The sequence below is a fragment of the Acinetobacter lactucae genome (assembly GCF_013344765.1).
GTDB classification, from domain to species: domain Bacteria; phylum Pseudomonadota; class Gammaproteobacteria; order Pseudomonadales; family Moraxellaceae; genus Acinetobacter; species Acinetobacter lactucae_A.
On record NZ_JABVBF010000003.1, the window covers coordinates 24228 to 40143 of the forward strand.

Annotated in this window: 17 protein-coding genes; all 17 read left to right on the forward strand. The window is 40.8% G+C overall.

Translation table 11 applies throughout. The features are described from left to right. Positions 1–88 precede the first annotated feature (88 nt). The 17 genes from der (at position 89) to HUN22_RS00885 (ending at position 15901) form a co-directional block, all read left to right on the forward strand. The gene (der, locus tag HUN22_RS00805; RefSeq protein WP_005066184.1) at positions 89–1498 is read left to right on the forward strand and encodes a ribosome biogenesis GTPase Der; all 1410 of its coding nucleotides are present in this window, start codon (positions 89–91) and stop codon (positions 1496–1498) included. A 196-nt stretch (positions 1499–1694) separates the two neighbouring features. After that, the gene (locus HUN22_RS00810) at positions 1695–2309 is read left to right on the forward strand and encodes a beta-ketoacyl synthase chain length factor (protein ID WP_174726154.1); all 615 of its coding nucleotides are present in this window, start codon (positions 1695–1697) and stop codon (positions 2307–2309) included. Beyond that, a complete protein-coding gene (locus tag HUN22_RS00815) occupies positions 2294–3097 on the forward strand; it encodes a lysophospholipid acyltransferase family protein (protein ID WP_087089995.1) in 804 nt (267 codons plus the stop codon). Before HUN22_RS00810 ends, HUN22_RS00815 begins: the two co-directional genes overlap by 16 nt. Position 3098: 1 nt before the next feature. Continuing rightward, entirely contained in the window at positions 3099–3359 is a 261-nt protein-coding gene (locus HUN22_RS00820) for a phosphopantetheine-binding protein (RefSeq protein ID WP_174726155.1), read from the forward strand. Between the two features lie 5 nt (positions 3360–3364). Next, complete coding sequence (locus HUN22_RS00825; protein WP_001987856.1) at positions 3365–3619, forward strand: acyl carrier protein; 255 nt, start codon at positions 3365–3367, stop codon at positions 3617–3619. Beyond that, a complete protein-coding gene (locus HUN22_RS00830) occupies positions 3616–4170 on the forward strand; it encodes a septation protein IspZ (RefSeq protein ID WP_174726156.1) in 555 nt (184 codons plus the stop codon). The genes HUN22_RS00825 and HUN22_RS00830 overlap by 4 nt, the downstream gene beginning before the upstream one ends. A 9-nt stretch (positions 4171–4179) precedes the next feature. After that, positions 4180–5838 carry an AMP-binding protein gene (locus HUN22_RS00835; RefSeq protein ID WP_174726157.1) on the forward strand — a complete coding sequence of 553 codons (1659 nt, stop codon included), beginning with the start codon at positions 4180–4182 and terminating at the stop codon, positions 5836–5838. Positions 5839–5840: 2 nt separating this feature from the next. Then, positions 5841–6581, forward strand: coding sequence for a glycosyltransferase family 2 protein (locus HUN22_RS00840; protein WP_174726158.1), 741 nt, complete (start codon positions 5841–5843; stop codon positions 6579–6581). A 2-nt stretch (positions 6582–6583) separates the two neighbouring features. Next, positions 6584–7510, forward strand: a complete 927-nt coding sequence (locus HUN22_RS00845; RefSeq protein WP_174726159.1) for an LpxL/LpxP family acyltransferase — start codon at positions 6584–6586, stop codon at positions 7508–7510. Between the two features lies 1 nt (position 7511). Beyond that, on the forward strand, positions 7512–9047 hold the full coding sequence (locus tag HUN22_RS00850; RefSeq protein WP_174726160.1) for an HAL/PAL/TAL family ammonia-lyase: 1536 nt from the start codon (positions 7512–7514) through the stop codon (positions 9045–9047). Between the two features lie 9 nt (positions 9048–9056). Beyond that, complete coding sequence (locus HUN22_RS00855) at positions 9057–9485, forward strand: acyl-CoA thioesterase (RefSeq protein WP_000542808.1); 429 nt, start codon at positions 9057–9059, stop codon at positions 9483–9485. After that, entirely contained in the window at positions 9485–10114 is a 630-nt protein-coding gene (locus HUN22_RS00860; RefSeq protein ID WP_004794688.1) for a LolA family protein, read from the forward strand. The genes HUN22_RS00855 and HUN22_RS00860 overlap by 1 nt, the downstream gene beginning before the upstream one ends. Then, positions 10089–12404 (forward strand): MMPL family transporter, encoded by a 2316-nt coding sequence (locus tag HUN22_RS00865; protein WP_254617517.1) that lies wholly within the window; start codon positions 10089–10091, stop codon positions 12402–12404. The genes HUN22_RS00860 and HUN22_RS00865 overlap by 26 nt, the downstream gene beginning before the upstream one ends. A gap of 29 nt (positions 12405–12433) precedes the next feature. Then, positions 12434–13729 (forward strand): NAD(P)/FAD-dependent oxidoreductase, encoded by a 1296-nt coding sequence (locus HUN22_RS00870; RefSeq protein ID WP_174726161.1) that lies wholly within the window; start codon positions 12434–12436, stop codon positions 13727–13729. Positions 13730–13731: 2 nt separating this feature from the next. Beyond that, entirely contained in the window at positions 13732–14277 is a 546-nt protein-coding gene (locus HUN22_RS00875) for a DUF3261 domain-containing protein (RefSeq protein WP_174726162.1), read from the forward strand. Further along, positions 14274–15476, forward strand: a complete 1203-nt coding sequence (locus tag HUN22_RS00880; RefSeq protein WP_174726163.1) for a beta-ketoacyl-[acyl-carrier-protein] synthase family protein — start codon at positions 14274–14276, stop codon at positions 15474–15476. The genes HUN22_RS00875 and HUN22_RS00880 overlap by 4 nt, the downstream gene beginning before the upstream one ends. Then, a complete protein-coding gene (locus tag HUN22_RS00885) occupies positions 15476–15901 on the forward strand; it encodes an ApeP family dehydratase (RefSeq protein WP_039764348.1) in 426 nt (141 codons plus the stop codon). The genes HUN22_RS00880 and HUN22_RS00885 overlap by 1 nt, the downstream gene beginning before the upstream one ends. Positions 15902–15916 lie beyond the last annotated feature (15 nt).

Below are 15916 nucleotides of genomic sequence, written 5' to 3' on the forward strand. Positions count from 1 at the left end.
GGTCATATCTGACCTTAAAATATATCTCCTGTATTGTTTCTAATGCTCATGCCATGAGATATGGCTGGTCTTGAATTAAGGTTATTGTATGAAACCCGTTATTGCGCTCATTGGTCGTCCGAATGTCGGAAAATCAACGTTATTTAACCAGATTACCAAGAGTCGTGATGCACTTGTAGCCGACTTCGCGGGTCTGACTCGTGACCGTAAATATGGTGATGCGACTTATCAAAATAAGTCTTTCATTGTTGTTGATACTGGTGGTATCGGTGAGAGTGAAGGCGGTATCGATAACTACATGGCCGAGCAGTCAAAAACAGCGATCAATGAAGCAGATATTATTATTTTTGTGGTTGACGCTCGCGCGGGATTATTAGCTTCTGATGAGCAAATTGCTCGTGAACTACGTACTTTAGGCAAGAAAATTTATCTTGTTGCGAACAAGGTAGATGGTGTTCATGCTGAAGCAGCTTTAGTTGAGTTCTATAAACTTGGTATGGGTGAACCATTACAAGTTGCCGCTAGCCATGGTCGTGGCGTACAGCAAATGCTGGAAGATGTACTTGCGGAAGTTCCAGAAGATGAAAACCCTGAAGAACATGACAAAGATACTGGCTTACGTTTAGCAATTATTGGTCGTCCTAACGTTGGTAAGTCAACACTGGTCAACCGTCTGCTTGGTGAAGACCGTGTGGTGGCATTTGACCAACCAGGTACAACTCGTGACTCTATTTACATTCCTTTTGAGCGTGAAGGCCGTAAATACACCTTAATTGATACAGCAGGTGTGCGTCGTAAAGGTAAAGTTGATGAAATGATTGAGAAGTTCTCAATTGTTAAAACTTTGCAAGCAATGAAAGATGCACATGTTGTCGTGGTTGTAGTCGATGCGCGTGAAGGTATTGTTGAGCAAGACTTGCATTTAATTGGCTATGCGCTTGAAGCTGGTCGTGCCATGGTTATTGCCATCAACAAATGGGATAACATGTCTGAATACGACCGCAAGCAGTGTAAGCTTGATGTTGAACGTCGTTTTGACTTTATTCCATGGGCAAAAATCCATTTAATTTCTGCTTTACATGGAACTGGGGTAGGTGATTTATATCCTTCTATCCACCGTGCTTATGAGTCTGCGAACTTAAAAGTATCACCAGCTAAATTGACTCAAATTTTGAGTGATGCGACAGAAGCTCATCAACCGCCAATGATTAGCGGTCGCCGTATTAAAATGCGTTATGCGCATATGGGTGGTCAGAACCCGCCGACTATTGTGATTCATGGTAATAAGGTTGATAAGACACCTGCCGATTATCGCCGTTATTTAGAAAATGTGTTCCGTAAAGTGTATAAACTCGAAGGTACACCAGTTCGTATTGACTTTAAAACTTCTGAAAACCCGTTTGAAGGTCGTAAGAGTCAGGTTGATGAACGTACTGCTGCACGTCGCCGTCGCTATATTCAGAAATTTAAGAAAGCAGAGAAAAAATTTAACCGTTAAGTTTTTTACTGTTCAAAAACCCAAAGTTTTCTTTGGGTTTTTTTTGCAAATAAATGAGCTACTCCGAAGAGTTATGAAAAAGTGTGAGTGATAAACGTAATTTTTTGTAAATTTTATAACGAATGCTATAATCAGCATCTTTATAAAATAATTTATATTTCGACAGAATAACGCGGCTTAGGATTCATTTTTTAGCATGGTAACATTACATCTTACTCAGCTTATATTTACACATGCTCAGCCTTCCTATGCGGCTCTCGACTGCATCCCAGCTATGCAGCGTAGACGTTTATCACCATTGGCTAAACTTGCTTTAAATAGTGCGATCGGTGCATTAGAAAGTAATAAGGTCGATTATATTATTTGGGTATCAAAATATGGTGATGAGGCAAAAACGTTAAATATCTTGCAAGACGTTTTAAATGATCAAACTCCATCGCCAACACAATTTTCAACGTCTGTTCACAATGCAATTTCTGGCCTTTACTCGATTTTATGTCAGGATGATACTCCCTCTACAAGCCTAAGCTGTTCATGGACTGAAGGTTTGATTGAGGCTTATGCGCTTTTAAAGTCAATGTCTGAAATTAAGCGAGTATTAGTCGTCGCTTATGATGAGCCATTACCTAATATTTATGCTGAGGCAATCAATTTTCCTGCCTATGCGATGGCTGCTGTTGTTACTTTAGAGCAACCTAATTTACAAATTACTGCGTGGACGCATACAGATGAAGCAGATGCTCCTGCTTTTGCTCATTTTTGGCAGGATGCTGACCAGTTAACATCTGCATTTGGGTGGAACAAATGCTAAATCTTAAAAATCTCAAGCAAAAAAGTAATTATTGCTGGCGTGTAGCTGCCACTGGCTTTAGTTTTGCCAGTTTTGGGGTGGGTGGTATGGCAATCGCCTCAGTGATTGCACCCGTACTCAATGCAACCACTTCTGATCCGCAAAAGCGGCAGCAACGTGCGCAAAATGTGATTAAACATAGTTTTAAAGGCTTTACCGACATGATGGTCAAACTCGGCATCATGACTTATTCGGTAGAGGGGCTAGAAAAACTACAAAATAGTCGCCAAGAGCTGGTGATTGCCAATCATCCGACTTTGATTGATGTTGTAGTACTAATTGGTATGATGCAGCAGGCTAATTGTGTCGTGAAGCAGTCTCTTTGGTCGAACCCATTTACCAAAGGACCCGTACAAAGCGCAGGCTATATTTTAAATGCAGGTTCTCAGCAGTTTGTTGAAGACTGTGTAAAGCGTCTAAAAGAAAATAATGCGGCTTCTCTTTTAATTTTTCCGGAAGGAACGCGCACTGAAAAAGGGATGACCCTAAACGAGTTTCAGCGAGGTGCAGCCAATATTGCCATTCGTGCAAATGTACCAATTCGCCCAGTAATTATTACTTGTACACCATCAACTTTAACCAAGAATGAAAAATGGTATCACGTACCATCTCAACCATTTCATATCGAGGTCAAGGTATTAGATGCTGTGCAAGTATCAGATCTGTTAGATGATTTAACAGTAGGACCTAAACAAGTTCGTCAGTTAAGTCGTAGTTTTTATAAAATTTTTGAAGAAGAGTTATCTTGAAATGAGCAATCTTGCTGATGAACTAAAGCAAATGATTATTGATGTTCTAGCACTAGAAGATATTACTATTGCCGATATTGATATAGAAGCTCCATTATTTGGAGAAGGTCTAGGATTGGACTCAATTGACGCACTTGAGTTGGGACTGGCTTTGAAAAAGCGTTACAACATTCATTTAAATGCAGAGTCGGATGAAACCAAACAGCATTTTAAGTCAATCCAGAGCTTGGTTGCTTTAGTTGAAGCACAACAGAAGTCATAAGGAGCGTGATGATGTTATCTCAAGAGCAAGTACTAACTAAACTCCGCGAATGGATGGAAGATTTGTTTGAGATTGAACCAGAGACTGTTCAACTCGATTCGAACCTTTATTCTGATCTTGATGTAGACAGTATTGATGCGGTCGATTTAGTTGTAAAAATTAAAGAGTTAACAGGCAAGCAAGTAAAGCCTGAAGACTTTAAAAATGTGAGAACCGTGCTTGATGTGGTGACGGTTATTCAGAATATGACTGCTGAATGAAGTTTATTCTTAAAGGGATAATGATGGCACTTTTTGTGCTGTATCCCTTTATTGTGGGCTGGAGTTTGACTCATGGCCAATTTGTCTGGGTGAGTGCTTTACTCATCGGGTTAGGTGCGATCAGACTTTTTAGCAAAGGCAACTCGTTATTATGGCCATTAACGGGTTTTGCCATCGTTTGCGGTAGCCTGAGTTTATTGTCACATGACCATGCTTGGCTAAAGCTATATCCAGTGGGTATGAGTTTAGGTGCATTAATTATTTTTGCGCTGACGCTCATTAAGCCGCCGTCTATGATTGAGCGCTTTGCCCGACTCATTGAACCTGATTTACCTGCTTCTGGCGTACAGTGGACCAGACAGGTCACTAAAGTTTGGTGTGTTTTCTTTTTTTGTAATGCACTGATTGCGTTAAGCACTGTGCTTTTTACCTCAACTCAGGTTTGGGTCATTTATAATGGCTTTATTTCTTATGTGCTGATGGGCATTTTGTTCCTTGGTGAATTTATTTTGCGTAAGCGACATCAGCGTTTACATTCTTCAAATCATTAATTAAAAACTATGTATTGCCATTTTCAGAAATTCATCGATTCAGCTCAGCCACTTTGTATAGACGGTGCTCTGCACTCGACCAGTTTTAATTACTTTTGGCAGGATGTGGCCTTACAAGCTGCTGCAATTGCTCAAATAGAAAATCTAACTTGGGCTTTATGGGAAGCAGATAGCTATGAATTTCTGGTTTTATTCTTTGCTGCTTTGCTAGCGAAAAAACAAGTACTTTTACCACCAAATCGAGTACGTGAACTAGAACAAGATTTTGCAGCACAGCAGATTTATTTTTTAAAGCGCCAAAATACTGAAAAAGTTGTTCTTTCATCTTTAACCTTAGACGATGCTTTTTTAGAGCAGGCGCAACTCTATTTTTATACATCAGGTTCAACTGGTGAACCTAAAAAAATTCCAAGGACACTCAAACAATTACTCAACGAAGTCCAAGGGTTGAGTCAAAGCTTTAGTTTTGATGAACATGCAATCGCGATTGCAACGGTTAGTCATCAACATATTTATGGATTACTGTTTAAATTACTGCTACCACTTGCTACTGGTCGAAGTTTTTATGTGCCTCAAATGGCATTCCCAGAAGATGTGGTACAAGCTCAAAAACAATTAGAAACGTTGGGATTAAGCAATTATTTGATCTCAAGTCCTGCATTATTAAAACGTTGGACAACCGATGTTGTTTTACAACACTGCCAGATGGTCTTTAGTTCTGGGGGCAAGCTAGAAAGTGGTGTTCGCCCTTTACTAAACCGTCCGATTATTGAAGTTTTGGGAAGTTCGGAAACTGGTGGTATTGCCCATCGTGCTAAAGATGAAGATACTTGGACTGCATTTAGTAATGTGGCTATTCGGATTGAAGAGCAACAGCTTATGGTCAAGAGTAATCACGCCTTTGAGTATGATTGGATTACCACAGGTGATGGTGCGGCATGGACAGATGCAACATGTCAGATCTTTAAGCTGCTGGGGCGTACAGATCGAATTGTAAAGCTTGAAGAAAAGCGTTTAAGTCTAGATGCGATCGAGCAAAGCATCCAAGCTTTAGATGTCGTAAAGCAATGCCATGTATTGGTATTTGAACATGAGCAACGCCAAATGTTGGGTTGTATTGTCGTTCTAACAGAAAAAGCTCGTGAACAGTTACAGCAACAGGGTAAATCAGCTTTTGTTAACCATTTAAAACAACAGTTGAAAGACGGGTTGGAAACGATCGCGATTCCACGTCAGTGGCGGTTCTTAAGTCAGTTACCACAAAATACTCAATCCAAACTCAATAAAAACTATTTGAAAACTCTATTTAAGCCTATGTTGCAACCCGTGGTGCTGTCACAGTCTCAAAATTCAGATGACTACATTTGGGAGTTGGAATTTCCACCTGAGTTGGCTTGTTTTAAAGGGCATTTCCCAACACAACCGATTTATCCTGGGGTTGGGCAAATAGGCTTTTTACAACATTTTGCTAAATCAATTTGGTCTGATTTGAGCTGGTGTCAGGGATATGAGCAGTTAAAATTTCAAAACCTGATTCGTCCGTATGCTGTGGTGCAACTCAAGCTTGCTCGAAAAGAGCATAAAGTGAGTTTTGAACTACGTGATTCAGAACAAATTCTGGCTTCAGGGCGACTATTATTTGCTTTGCAAACGGAAGTAGAGGGTTAAAAATGCAGACCAATTACGGCTTTGTTGTTCCGGTTTATAACCATCCACATTATTTAGCAGATTTAATTTCGTATTTGGACAGTTTTCATCTACCGATTGTTTTGGTCAATGATGGCAGTGATGATGCATGTAGCCAAATTTTAAAAGTGTTGGCAGAGCAATATTCCCAAATTCATCTTATTGAGCATGAGGTGAATAAGGGTAAAGGTCAGGCAGTCATGACGGGATTACGTGCAGCCTATGAGCTTGGTTTAAGCCATGCATTACAACTCGATTCAGATGGTCAACACTGCTGGGATGATATTCCAAAATTTATTGAGCAGTCTCGGCAACATCTTGATGCAATGGTGATTGGTCAGCCATACTTTGATGCCTCTATTCCTAAAAAGCGCTTATATGGCCGTTACATTACTCATTTTTGGGTCTGGTTAAATAGCTTATCTTTTGAAATTAAAGATAGCATGTGCGGGTTTCGCGTATATCCGCTCGAGAGCACGATAAAGGTGTTGAATAGTGCTAAATTTCAGCCGCGTATGGGTTTTGATAGTGAAATTTTAGTACGTTTAAAATGGGAAAATACCCCTTTTATTAATGTACCAACGCCTGTGGTTTATCCAGAGCAGGGTATTTCTCATTTTCACGCTTGGCGAGATAACTTAGGGCTAAGTAAAGCGCATGCAACCTTGTTTATGGGGATGCTGATTCGCTTACCGAAGCTATTAAAACAAAAGCTGCAAGGTTGATTATGACAGATTCAGCTTCACCAAAATGGAACGACATTAAAGAGCGAGGAGGGATGCTGCCCCTCATGCTGATGTTGTGGTTTTACCGTTTTGGTGGACGTTGGTTATGCAAGCTTGTGATGTACTTCGTCATCATGTGGTACTGGTTATTTGCTGTCGCAGCAAGGCAGGCCTCCTTACTTTATTTGCAAAAACTGCATCATTTTGCTGGATCGCAGTCTCCCTTTAGCCATCAACCAAATTGGACAAATAGCTATGCGCATTTCATGCAATTTGGCGAATGTATTCTAGATAAGATTGAGGGCTGGCTAGGTAATATTCCCGAGCAGGAACTGCAAGTTTTTGGACATGAAAACTTCTCTCAGCATTATCAAAAAGGTGCTCTGATTATTGTCTCTCACTTTGGCAATATTGAGTTGCTTCGAGCAATTAAGTCAGAGCATCCGCAGAAAATTAATGTGCTGGTTTACCAAAAGCACGCGACAAAATTTAATGAGTTTTTGAAAAAAATAAATGATAAGGCAGATGTGTGTCTTTTATCAGTTGATGAGCTGGGCATTGAAACTGCCATGCTATTGCAAGACAAGATGCAACAAGGTGAATGGGTCATTGTGGCGGCAGATCGAGTTCCTGTGCAGTCAGATCGTGTACAGCATGTTGATTTTTTAGGAGAGTCAGCAGCTTTCCCGCAGGGTGCATGGATTTTAGCAAACTTACTCAAAGTGCCTGTTATTGCGGTGTTTTGCTATCGGGTGCAGCAGCAGTTTCAAGTGCATATTCATTCAATTGCTGAACAGATCAATTTACCCCGTGCTAACCGTATTGAAAGTATGCAAACCATCACTAAAACGTACGTTGCCGTACTAGAACAGCATTGTCTACGTGCTCCTTATCAATGGTTTAATTTTTATAATTTTTGGACGAAATAACATGCGTGTGTTAACCGTAGGTGAACAACCACTGAGTATTGAAGATGTCGTTTCTGTAGCCAGAGGCGAATGTCAGGTTGCTTTACCAGAAACGTCTGAGTGGCGTGAACTGATTCAAAAAGGTGCTGATTTTCTCGATCAGCTCCTTGAAGAAGAAGGGGTTATCTACGGTGTGACCACGGGTTATGGTGACTCATGTTTGGTTGAAGTGCCATTACATCAGGTTAATGAACTACCGCTGCATCTTTCACGCTTTCATGGTTGTGGTTTAGGTGAAAATTTAGATGTCATCACTGCACGTGCAGTAGTTGTGACACGTTTATGTTCATTGGCTCGCGGTTATTCAGGCGTGTCGATAGCACTACTTGAGCGCTTGGTTTGGTTGCTGAATGAAAATGTAATTCCAGTCATTCCATCTGAAGGTTCAGTCGGGGCAAGTGGCGACTTAACACCGTTGTCTTATATTGCGGGAACTTTAGTCGGTGAGCGTGATGTCTATGTTAATGGACAAACTGTTCCTGTTGCTCAAATCTATACTGATAAGAATATGCAGCCTTTAACGCTCAGACCTAAAGAAGGTTTGGCACTCATGAACGGCACAGCGGTGATGACAGCAATTGCTTGTTTAAATTATAAAAAAGCAGAGCAAATTGCACTTGCAAGTACTTTAATTACTGCTCTAAATGTATTGGCTTTGGAAGGTAATCCTAGTCATTTTGATGAAGTCCTGTTTGCACAAAAACCTCATCCAGGGCAGCAACAGATTGCTAAGCAATTACGTGACTGGCTGAACAGTGAAGTACAAACAGCACATCAAAGTCCACGCTTGCAAGATCGTTATTCGTTGCGCTGTGCACCACACATCATTGGTGTGTTTGAAGACTCAAAAGTATGGTTACGTCAGTTTATTGAAAATGAACTGAATTCAAGTAACGACAATCCATTGATTGATCCAGTCGGTATGCGTGTATTGCATGGCGGTCATTTTTACGGTGGACACATTGCACAAGCAATGGATAGCTTGAAAATTATGATTGCCAATATTGCTGATTTGATGGACAGACAAATTGCACAGCTAGTCGACCATAAAATGAATCATGGTTTACCACGTAATTTAACAGGCGCAACGGCTGAACGTTTACCACTGAATCATGGTTTTAAAGCGGTACAAATCGGAGTATCGGCGTGGACGGCTGAAGCTTTGAAAAACACTTTGGCAGCTTCAATTTTTTCACGTTCAACTGAATGTCATAACCAAGACAAAGTCAGCATGGGTACCATTGCTGCACGTGATGCGAGCCGTGTAATTACCTTAACACAGCAAGTCATTGCAGCGCTGTGCTGTGCGAGTGTGCAGGCGATTCATCTGAAAGGTTTAACTACACAGTTAAGTCCAACATTGCAGGCATTTATGCAATGGACCTTACAAAGCTTTGCATTTGTCGAAGAAGACCGACCATTACAAACCGAATTACAACAGATTGTTGATCGTTTAGACCAACTTGAATTGTTTAATCAACCAGAATTTATGGGATAAGGTGAGCCAATGCATGCAGATGTAATCATTGAAATTCCATTTCATGATGTCGATACCATGAATGTGGTTTGGCATGGACACTATTTAAAATATTTTGAGATTGCTCGCTGTAAATTGCTCGATCAATTTCATTATAACTATATGCAGATGAAAGAATCAGGCTATGCATGGCCTGTGATTGAAAGCCATGTTCGCTATGCATACGGTATCGAGTTTGAACAAAAGATTCGGGTTCGGGCCATTTTAAAAGAATGGGAAAACCGTTTGAAAATTGATTATTTGATTTTTGATGCTGAGTCAGGAAAACGTTTAACCAAGGGTTATACCACACAGGTTGCGGTGAATATTGAAGCCCGTGAAATGTGTTTTCAATCGCCACAGGTTTTGTTTGATCGCTTGAATGCATGGTCTGAGTTTCAACCGAAGAGGAATGCGTGATGTCTCAATTCATCAAAACTTTAGGTTTAGGTGCTGCTGTTTGGATGAGCAGTTTAAGTGCGGTCTATGCAGCGCCCACACAGATCACTCAAATTTTTCAGCAACTATCACAGTCTCCTACGGTTCGTGCTGATTTTGAACAGCAAAAAAAATTGCCGTCGTTGAATAAAACTTTTGTATCGAATGGCTCTTTGTTGTTCTCAAAATCTTATGGTGTAGCGTGGCAAATCAAACGACCTGTGCAAGCAGATTTGATTGTTACCCCAACCAAATTGGTACAGAAAACTCAGCGTACATTTAGCCAAATACAAGTTGATCAATCGCCATATAGTTCGGTCGCGACTTTATTCTTACAGCTCATGTCTGGTAATGAACAGGCTTTAGCAAAGAATTTTAATGTGGTAAGTGCGAATTATAGTCCAGCGGGTTGGAGCATGAGCTTAACTCCGAAAAGTAGCTTGTTTAAAAAGTTATTTGTGCGTGTTGATGCTCAAGGTCAACAGTACGTTAACCAAATCGTGATTACCGAGAAAGCGAATAATTTAACGACCATTCGCTTTAGTCACCAGACTTCTCAACCGACGACTCTAACGGCTGCTGAGCATGCGATTTTCCAACTGGCAAAATAAGTTCACCGCGCTTTGGTTAATTGCTCTGCTATTGGTTGCTGTGGGGCTTGGCGTGACGTGGCTGAATAAAGATATTCATATTCAAACCAATATTTTTGCGTTATTGCCTAAAGTTCAGCAAGACCCAGAACTTGCACGTACTCAGCAGTACATGAATGAGCAACTCAACAATAAAGTATTTGTGGTGGTAGATGCCAAAGATGAAGCTGCGATACAACAAGCGACTCATTTCTTAACAGCGCAGGCCAAGCAAAGCCAGTTGTGGCAACCGCTGAAGCCACAACTTGATTTTGATCAATTTGCAAAACAGTTGTATCAACATCGCGCAGGATTGTTGAGTGCTCAAGATCAAGCCTTATTGCAAAAAAAGGATTATGCTGCGCTGACTGAACAAAGTCTGATGCAGATGATGAGTCCAGGTATGCCTGTCACTGCTGAGTCACTTAAGCAAGATCCGCTATTATTGTTCCCTCGTTATGCCATGCAGTTGGCAACCCCGTCACAGCAAGATATTGAAATGGAGCAGGGCTTTGCCACAATTCATCATGAACAAGGCATTTCTCGGCTTTTCGTATTACAGCTAACGCAAAGTCCATACAATATTGATTACCAAGAACAGACCTCTACTTGGATTGAACAAACTAAGCAAAAGCTAGCGGCAATGGGATTAAAATCTCATTGGACTGGAACTATTTTATTTTCAAATTTTGGGACGCAATCGGCTAAGCAGGAAATCTCAACAATTGGTGTTGGCTCGACACTGGGCTTAATTTTTCTGGTTTGGTTCGGCTTTCGCTCACTGCGACCTTTGGCAACCGAGTTTATTGCAGTTTCGACTGGAAGCTTTGTGGCGTTTGCGGTCACACATTGGGTGTTTGGTGAAATTCACCTGATGACATTGGTCTTTGGTGCAAGTCTGATTGGTGTCTGTGTCGACTTTTCATTTTATTTTATGGCGATGCAATCGCAGCATAGAAAGCTTGGTGGTTTTCAAATTTTAAAACCGCTATTACCAAGTTTGTTTATGGGCTTAATGACCACATTGGTTGCTTACATCTTTTTGAGTTTTACTCCGTTTCCTGGGTTCAAGCAGATTGCGGTCTTTTCAATTGTAGGATTAACTGCGGCGTGGATCAGTAGTGTACTGCTATTACCAAGATTACCTGCACTCAATGCCCAGCCAGCAATAAAAGCACTGTCGTGGATTGGACAAGCACGGTTATGGTTTCAACAGCGTGCCAAGATACGTTATAGCTTGATTGCAATCATTTTAGCAGTAGGTACAGTTAGTCTTTTCTATCTTAAAAGTAATGATGATATTCGTAACTTACAAGGTATGGACGCGAGGTTAAAGCAGCAAGACCAAGCTGTTCGTGAGCAATTTGGCCAGCAACAAAGCAGTGATTATTTTGTAGTACGAGCGGCCTCTGCAAATGAAATGCAGCAACAAGAGCAGCAACTGATTGGGCAATTACAACAGTTGCAAGCAAAAGGAAAAATCAGTGCATTTCAAGCTTTGGGACAATGGGTTCCACCATTGGCAGAGCAGCAAAACAATCTACAACTATTAACAAATATTCCAAAAGCGACTTTGCAGCAATATGCCCAAAGTATGGGGCTAAATGTCACAGATGTTTTACAGTGGCAACAGCAACTGGCAACACAACCACTATTAGATTTTTCGGTATTTAAAGATCATCCTTTAGCTTTTTTACAACCTCAAGCCAATGAGCGATTAGTCATGGTGACAGGGGCAAAACAGCCTGAGGCATTAAAGCAGCTTCAGAATGATCACATACATTTTCAGCAACCGGTTACCGAAATGTCGCAAATGTTTGCTGAACATCGAGTGCAGGCTCAACATCTTCTGATTTATGCCTTAATTGGTCTGGCAGTTGGTTTAGCGCTTATTTATGGATTAAGTTCGATTGTACCTTTGGTCTTGCCAGTCAGCTTGGCTTTACTAAGCACTTTTGCTGTTCAGGCATGGTTAGGTGTCGAGATTAACCTATTTAGTATTATGGCGACTTTCCTGATTATTGGGATTGGTGTCGACTATGCAATTTTCTACCGACATGGACATGATCATCCACAAGTAGTTGGAATGGCATTATTTTTATGTATGATGTCGACCTTACTTGGCTTTGGATTACTTTCATTTAGCCATACTTACGCAATTCATTGTTTTGGTTTAACGGTTTTATTCGGGGTTATTTTCTCGTTTATCTATGCAACTTTGTTAACCCCTGCAGATGAAAAACATATTGTAAATTTACAAGACCATTCATAATTTGAATAAATTAAAAAGGAAGTTGTGCTATGCGCACTATAGAAAAAATTGACGTCGTGATTATTGGGGCTGGGCCATCAGGTAGTTCTGCTGCTGCACTTCTTCGAAAAAAGGGCTATACCGTTACGGTCATTGAAAAACAGCATTTCCCTCGTTTTTCGATTGGTGAATCATTGTTACCACAATCTATGGCATTTTTAGAAGAGGCTGGTTTATTAGAAACAGTCAGTGAGCATGTTGAGCAATATGCTTTTCAATTTAAAAATGGGGCAGCTTTTCTACGTGGCAAACAGCGTAGTTTTTATGACTTTACAGAAAAATTTACCGATGGTCCGGGCACAACTTGGCAAGTTCGCCGTGCAGATTTTGACAATTTGCTAGCAAAACAGGCTCAAGCTTATGGTGCTGATATACGCTTTGGGCATGAGGTTTTAGATGTTGATGTTGCATCTGAACAGCCTGTACTTACAGTAATTGATGAAGAACAACAGCGTTATCAGATTCAAACTAAATTTTTGTTAGATGCGAGTGGCTTTGGGCGAATTTTGCCAAAGTTATTAGATTTAGAGAGCCCATCAAATTTTCCGGTACGACGTGCGTTGTTTACCCATATTGAAGACGGAATTACAGATGACCCAGAGTTTGACCGTAATAAAATTTTAATTACTGTCCATGAAAAAGATCATCGTGCATGGTATTGGCTGATTCCATTTGCAGATGGACGAGCTTCTTTCGGTGTCGTTGCAGAACAAGACTTTTTTGACAAATACACTGTCGAAAATGCTGAAGATAATGAACCTAAAGCAATGTTGAAACGCATTTTAGCCGATGAACCAAGCTTGTCACATGTCTTGCGCCATGCAAAGTTTGATACACCAGTGCGGACCTTGGTAGGCTACTCAGCGAATGTAAAACGCTTGGCAGACCGCAACTATGCGCTATTAGGTAATGCGGGTGAATTTCTTGATCCAGTTTTTTCATCAGGTGTGACGATTGCTCTTAAATCTTCAAGTTTGGCTGTTCCTTTGGTTGAACGAGTTTTACAAGGTCAGCAAGTCGACTGGTTAGAAGAATATGAAAAACCATTACGCCGTGGCATTCAAGTATTTCGTGCCTATGTTGAGTCATGGTACGAAGGCGAGTTCCAAGATGTGGTGTTCTCGCAAAATCAGAATGAAGGCATTCGCCGTATGATTTCTTCATTATTGGCAGGTTATGCGTGGGATGAACAAAACCCGATCCATAAAAATGCCAAACGTAGACTCAGCACTTTGGCAGAATATTGTCGTGAAGGCTTGGCGCAAGAACAGGTACTTGAGGGATAACCATGCAACGCAAATGGGCAACGATATTACTCAGTAGCTTTATATTTTTAAATGGTTGTCAGGTCATGCCACATGCCAAAGGATTGCAAAGTCCACTATGGCAGGCTCAGACTTATCAAAGGCAAGATCAGGTTGAAGTTCAGTGGAAGCAGCAAAGTTTTAGCTTCTTGTTATATCAACAGCAAAAGGGCGCTGTACTAGATATGGTTGCTTTGAGCCTGACAGGTCAACAATTATTTAAGTTACAGTTTGATGGGCATCGGGTTCATGTTGAACAACGTATTGATCAAATGCGTTTATTGCCTTTTGAGTTTGTAGTGCGTGACCTTTTGTTTGCGACATACCCTCAGTTTTCGCATTTAGGGCAGCAAGCTGTAGAGATGAAACAACAAGTAGACAAGCAGGTTGTTTATATTGAAAAGCAACCTGTGTTGCAGCTTAAACAGGAGCAAGGAAGCATTGAATTGATTAATGAACAAGTTCCTTATGCCATGATGCTGAGTTCGATTGAGAACACTTTACAGACAGAAGAAAGTCCTACGCCATGAAACATTTACCTTCAGAAAATGCAGCTCCAATGGCAGTAGGCATACAATTTAGTGTTGGTTTATCTGCATTAGGTTGCGAACTTAATCAAATTAAACAGGCATTACAACAGCCGCAGCAAACCTTGAGTTTGCGAGATGATTTAATCGCTGATCGTGATGTTTGGGTGGGACAATATACGCATCCATTATGTTCGAGCGTACCTGATGCTTTGCGGTCTGTAGATTCACGTAATCTACGTTTTGCCTTAACCGCATTATCTAAAATTGAAACAGAGTTAAAAGCTTATAGTGCTTCCTTTGAAAATAAACGTTTAGCCATTGTGGTAGGCACCTCTACTTCTGGTATTGCAGATAATGAATTATTACTTAAGCAGTATTTTCAAGGGCAAATCGATCTATCAATATCTCACTATCCTCAAGAAATGAGCTGTTTAGCGAAAGCATTGCAGCAGTACTTAGGATGGGAAGGGCCTGCATATACGATTTCAACAGCTTGTTCTTCAAGCGCTAAAGCATTAGCCGCAGGACAGAGATTACTTCACGCAGACTTAGCAGATGTTGTGCTGGTTGGTGGCGTCGATACCTTGTGTAAGTTGACCCTAAATGGGTTTAATAGTCTAGAAAGTTTATCTGGACATATTTGCCAACCCTGCGGTGTAAGCCGTGATGGTATTAATATTGGTGAAGCTGCTGCGTTTTTTGTGATGAGTAAAGAACAAGCACCAGTCATGTTAATGGGGGCGGGTGAGTCCATGGATGCATGGCACATTTCAGCTCCGCACCCTGAAGGTAAAGGTGCCACTTTAGCTATGCAACGTGCATTAGATATGGCACATATTTCCGCTCAAGAGGTGGGTTATATCAACTTGCATGGGACAGCAACTCCACAAAATGACGCAATGGAAATTAAGGCTGTAAGACAAGTTTTTGGTGATTACCAAGTTGCTTTAAGTAGTACAAAACATAAAACTGGACATTGTCTCGGTGCAGCGGGTGCCATAGAAGCTTTCATTTGTGAACAGGTTCTAAAGGATCAAAGCTGGTTGCCTTTACATCAAAATGTTGAGCTTGATCCAGATTTGGTCGACCAAAACTATGTGCAAGAAGCCGAGTTAACACAGCCCATTCGTTATGTCATGAGTAATTCTTTCGCTTTTGGGGGAAGTAATATTAGTCTTGTTTTTGGAGTGAAGCCCTAATGAAACTGGATGCAATTCAATATATTCCTCATGAGCAACCGATGGTATTTATTGACCATTTAACGGATGTTGCTGAAGGGCGGGCACAAGCAGAACTCACGATTACACCAGAGCTCATGTTTTGTGAAGCGGAAGGATTGCCGACATGGGCAAGCATTGAAATTATGGCACAAACAATTAGTGCTTATTCAGGCTGGCAAGGTCAGCAGTCAAAACAAGCACCAAAAGTCGGTTTTTTATTGGGAACACGTAAATTAAATTTACCCATCCCTTATTTCTCCTTAGGTTCACGATTGATTATCCAAATAGAGCAACAATATTTTCATGAAGGACTTGGGCAATTTTCCTGTGAAATTCAATATGCTGAGCACTGCATTCAGGCAACGTTAAGTGTATTTGAACCTACAGAAACACCATTTGAATAACCACAAAGAATTAGG

What these genes read in the sequence shown, in the direction of transcription:
- der (WP_005066184.1), top strand. Translation starts at nt 89, where the DNA reads ATGAAACCCGTTATTGCGCTCATTGGTCGTCCGAATGTCGGAAAATCA.
- HUN22_RS00810 (WP_174726154.1), top strand. Translation starts at nt 1,695, where the DNA reads ATGGTAACATTACATCTTACTCAGCTTATATTTACACATGCTCAGCCT.
- HUN22_RS00820 (WP_174726155.1), top strand. Translation starts at nt 3,099, where the DNA reads ATGAGCAATCTTGCTGATGAACTAAAGCAAATGATTATTGATGTTCTA.
- HUN22_RS00830 (WP_174726156.1), top strand. Translation starts at nt 3,616, where the DNA reads ATGAAGTTTATTCTTAAAGGGATAATGATGGCACTTTTTGTGCTGTAT.
- HUN22_RS00835 (WP_174726157.1), top strand. Translation starts at nt 4,180, where the DNA reads ATGTATTGCCATTTTCAGAAATTCATCGATTCAGCTCAGCCACTTTGT.
- HUN22_RS00840 (WP_174726158.1), top strand. Translation starts at nt 5,841, where the DNA reads ATGCAGACCAATTACGGCTTTGTTGTTCCGGTTTATAACCATCCACAT.
- HUN22_RS00845 (WP_174726159.1), top strand. Translation starts at nt 6,584, where the DNA reads ATGACAGATTCAGCTTCACCAAAATGGAACGACATTAAAGAGCGAGGA.
- HUN22_RS00850 (WP_174726160.1), top strand. Translation starts at nt 7,512, where the DNA reads ATGCGTGTGTTAACCGTAGGTGAACAACCACTGAGTATTGAAGATGTC.
- HUN22_RS00855 (WP_000542808.1), top strand. Translation starts at nt 9,057, where the DNA reads ATGCATGCAGATGTAATCATTGAAATTCCATTTCATGATGTCGATACC.
- HUN22_RS00860 (WP_004794688.1), top strand. Translation starts at nt 9,485, where the DNA reads ATGTCTCAATTCATCAAAACTTTAGGTTTAGGTGCTGCTGTTTGGATG.
- HUN22_RS00865 (WP_254617517.1), top strand. Translation starts at nt 10,089, where the DNA reads ATGCGATTTTCCAACTGGCAAAATAAGTTCACCGCGCTTTGGTTAATT.
- HUN22_RS00870 (WP_174726161.1), top strand. Translation starts at nt 12,434, where the DNA reads ATGCGCACTATAGAAAAAATTGACGTCGTGATTATTGGGGCTGGGCCA.
- HUN22_RS00875 (WP_174726162.1), top strand. Translation starts at nt 13,732, where the DNA reads ATGCAACGCAAATGGGCAACGATATTACTCAGTAGCTTTATATTTTTA.
- HUN22_RS00880 (WP_174726163.1), top strand. Translation starts at nt 14,274, where the DNA reads ATGAAACATTTACCTTCAGAAAATGCAGCTCCAATGGCAGTAGGCATA.
- HUN22_RS00885 (WP_039764348.1), top strand. Translation starts at nt 15,476, where the DNA reads ATGAAACTGGATGCAATTCAATATATTCCTCATGAGCAACCGATGGTA.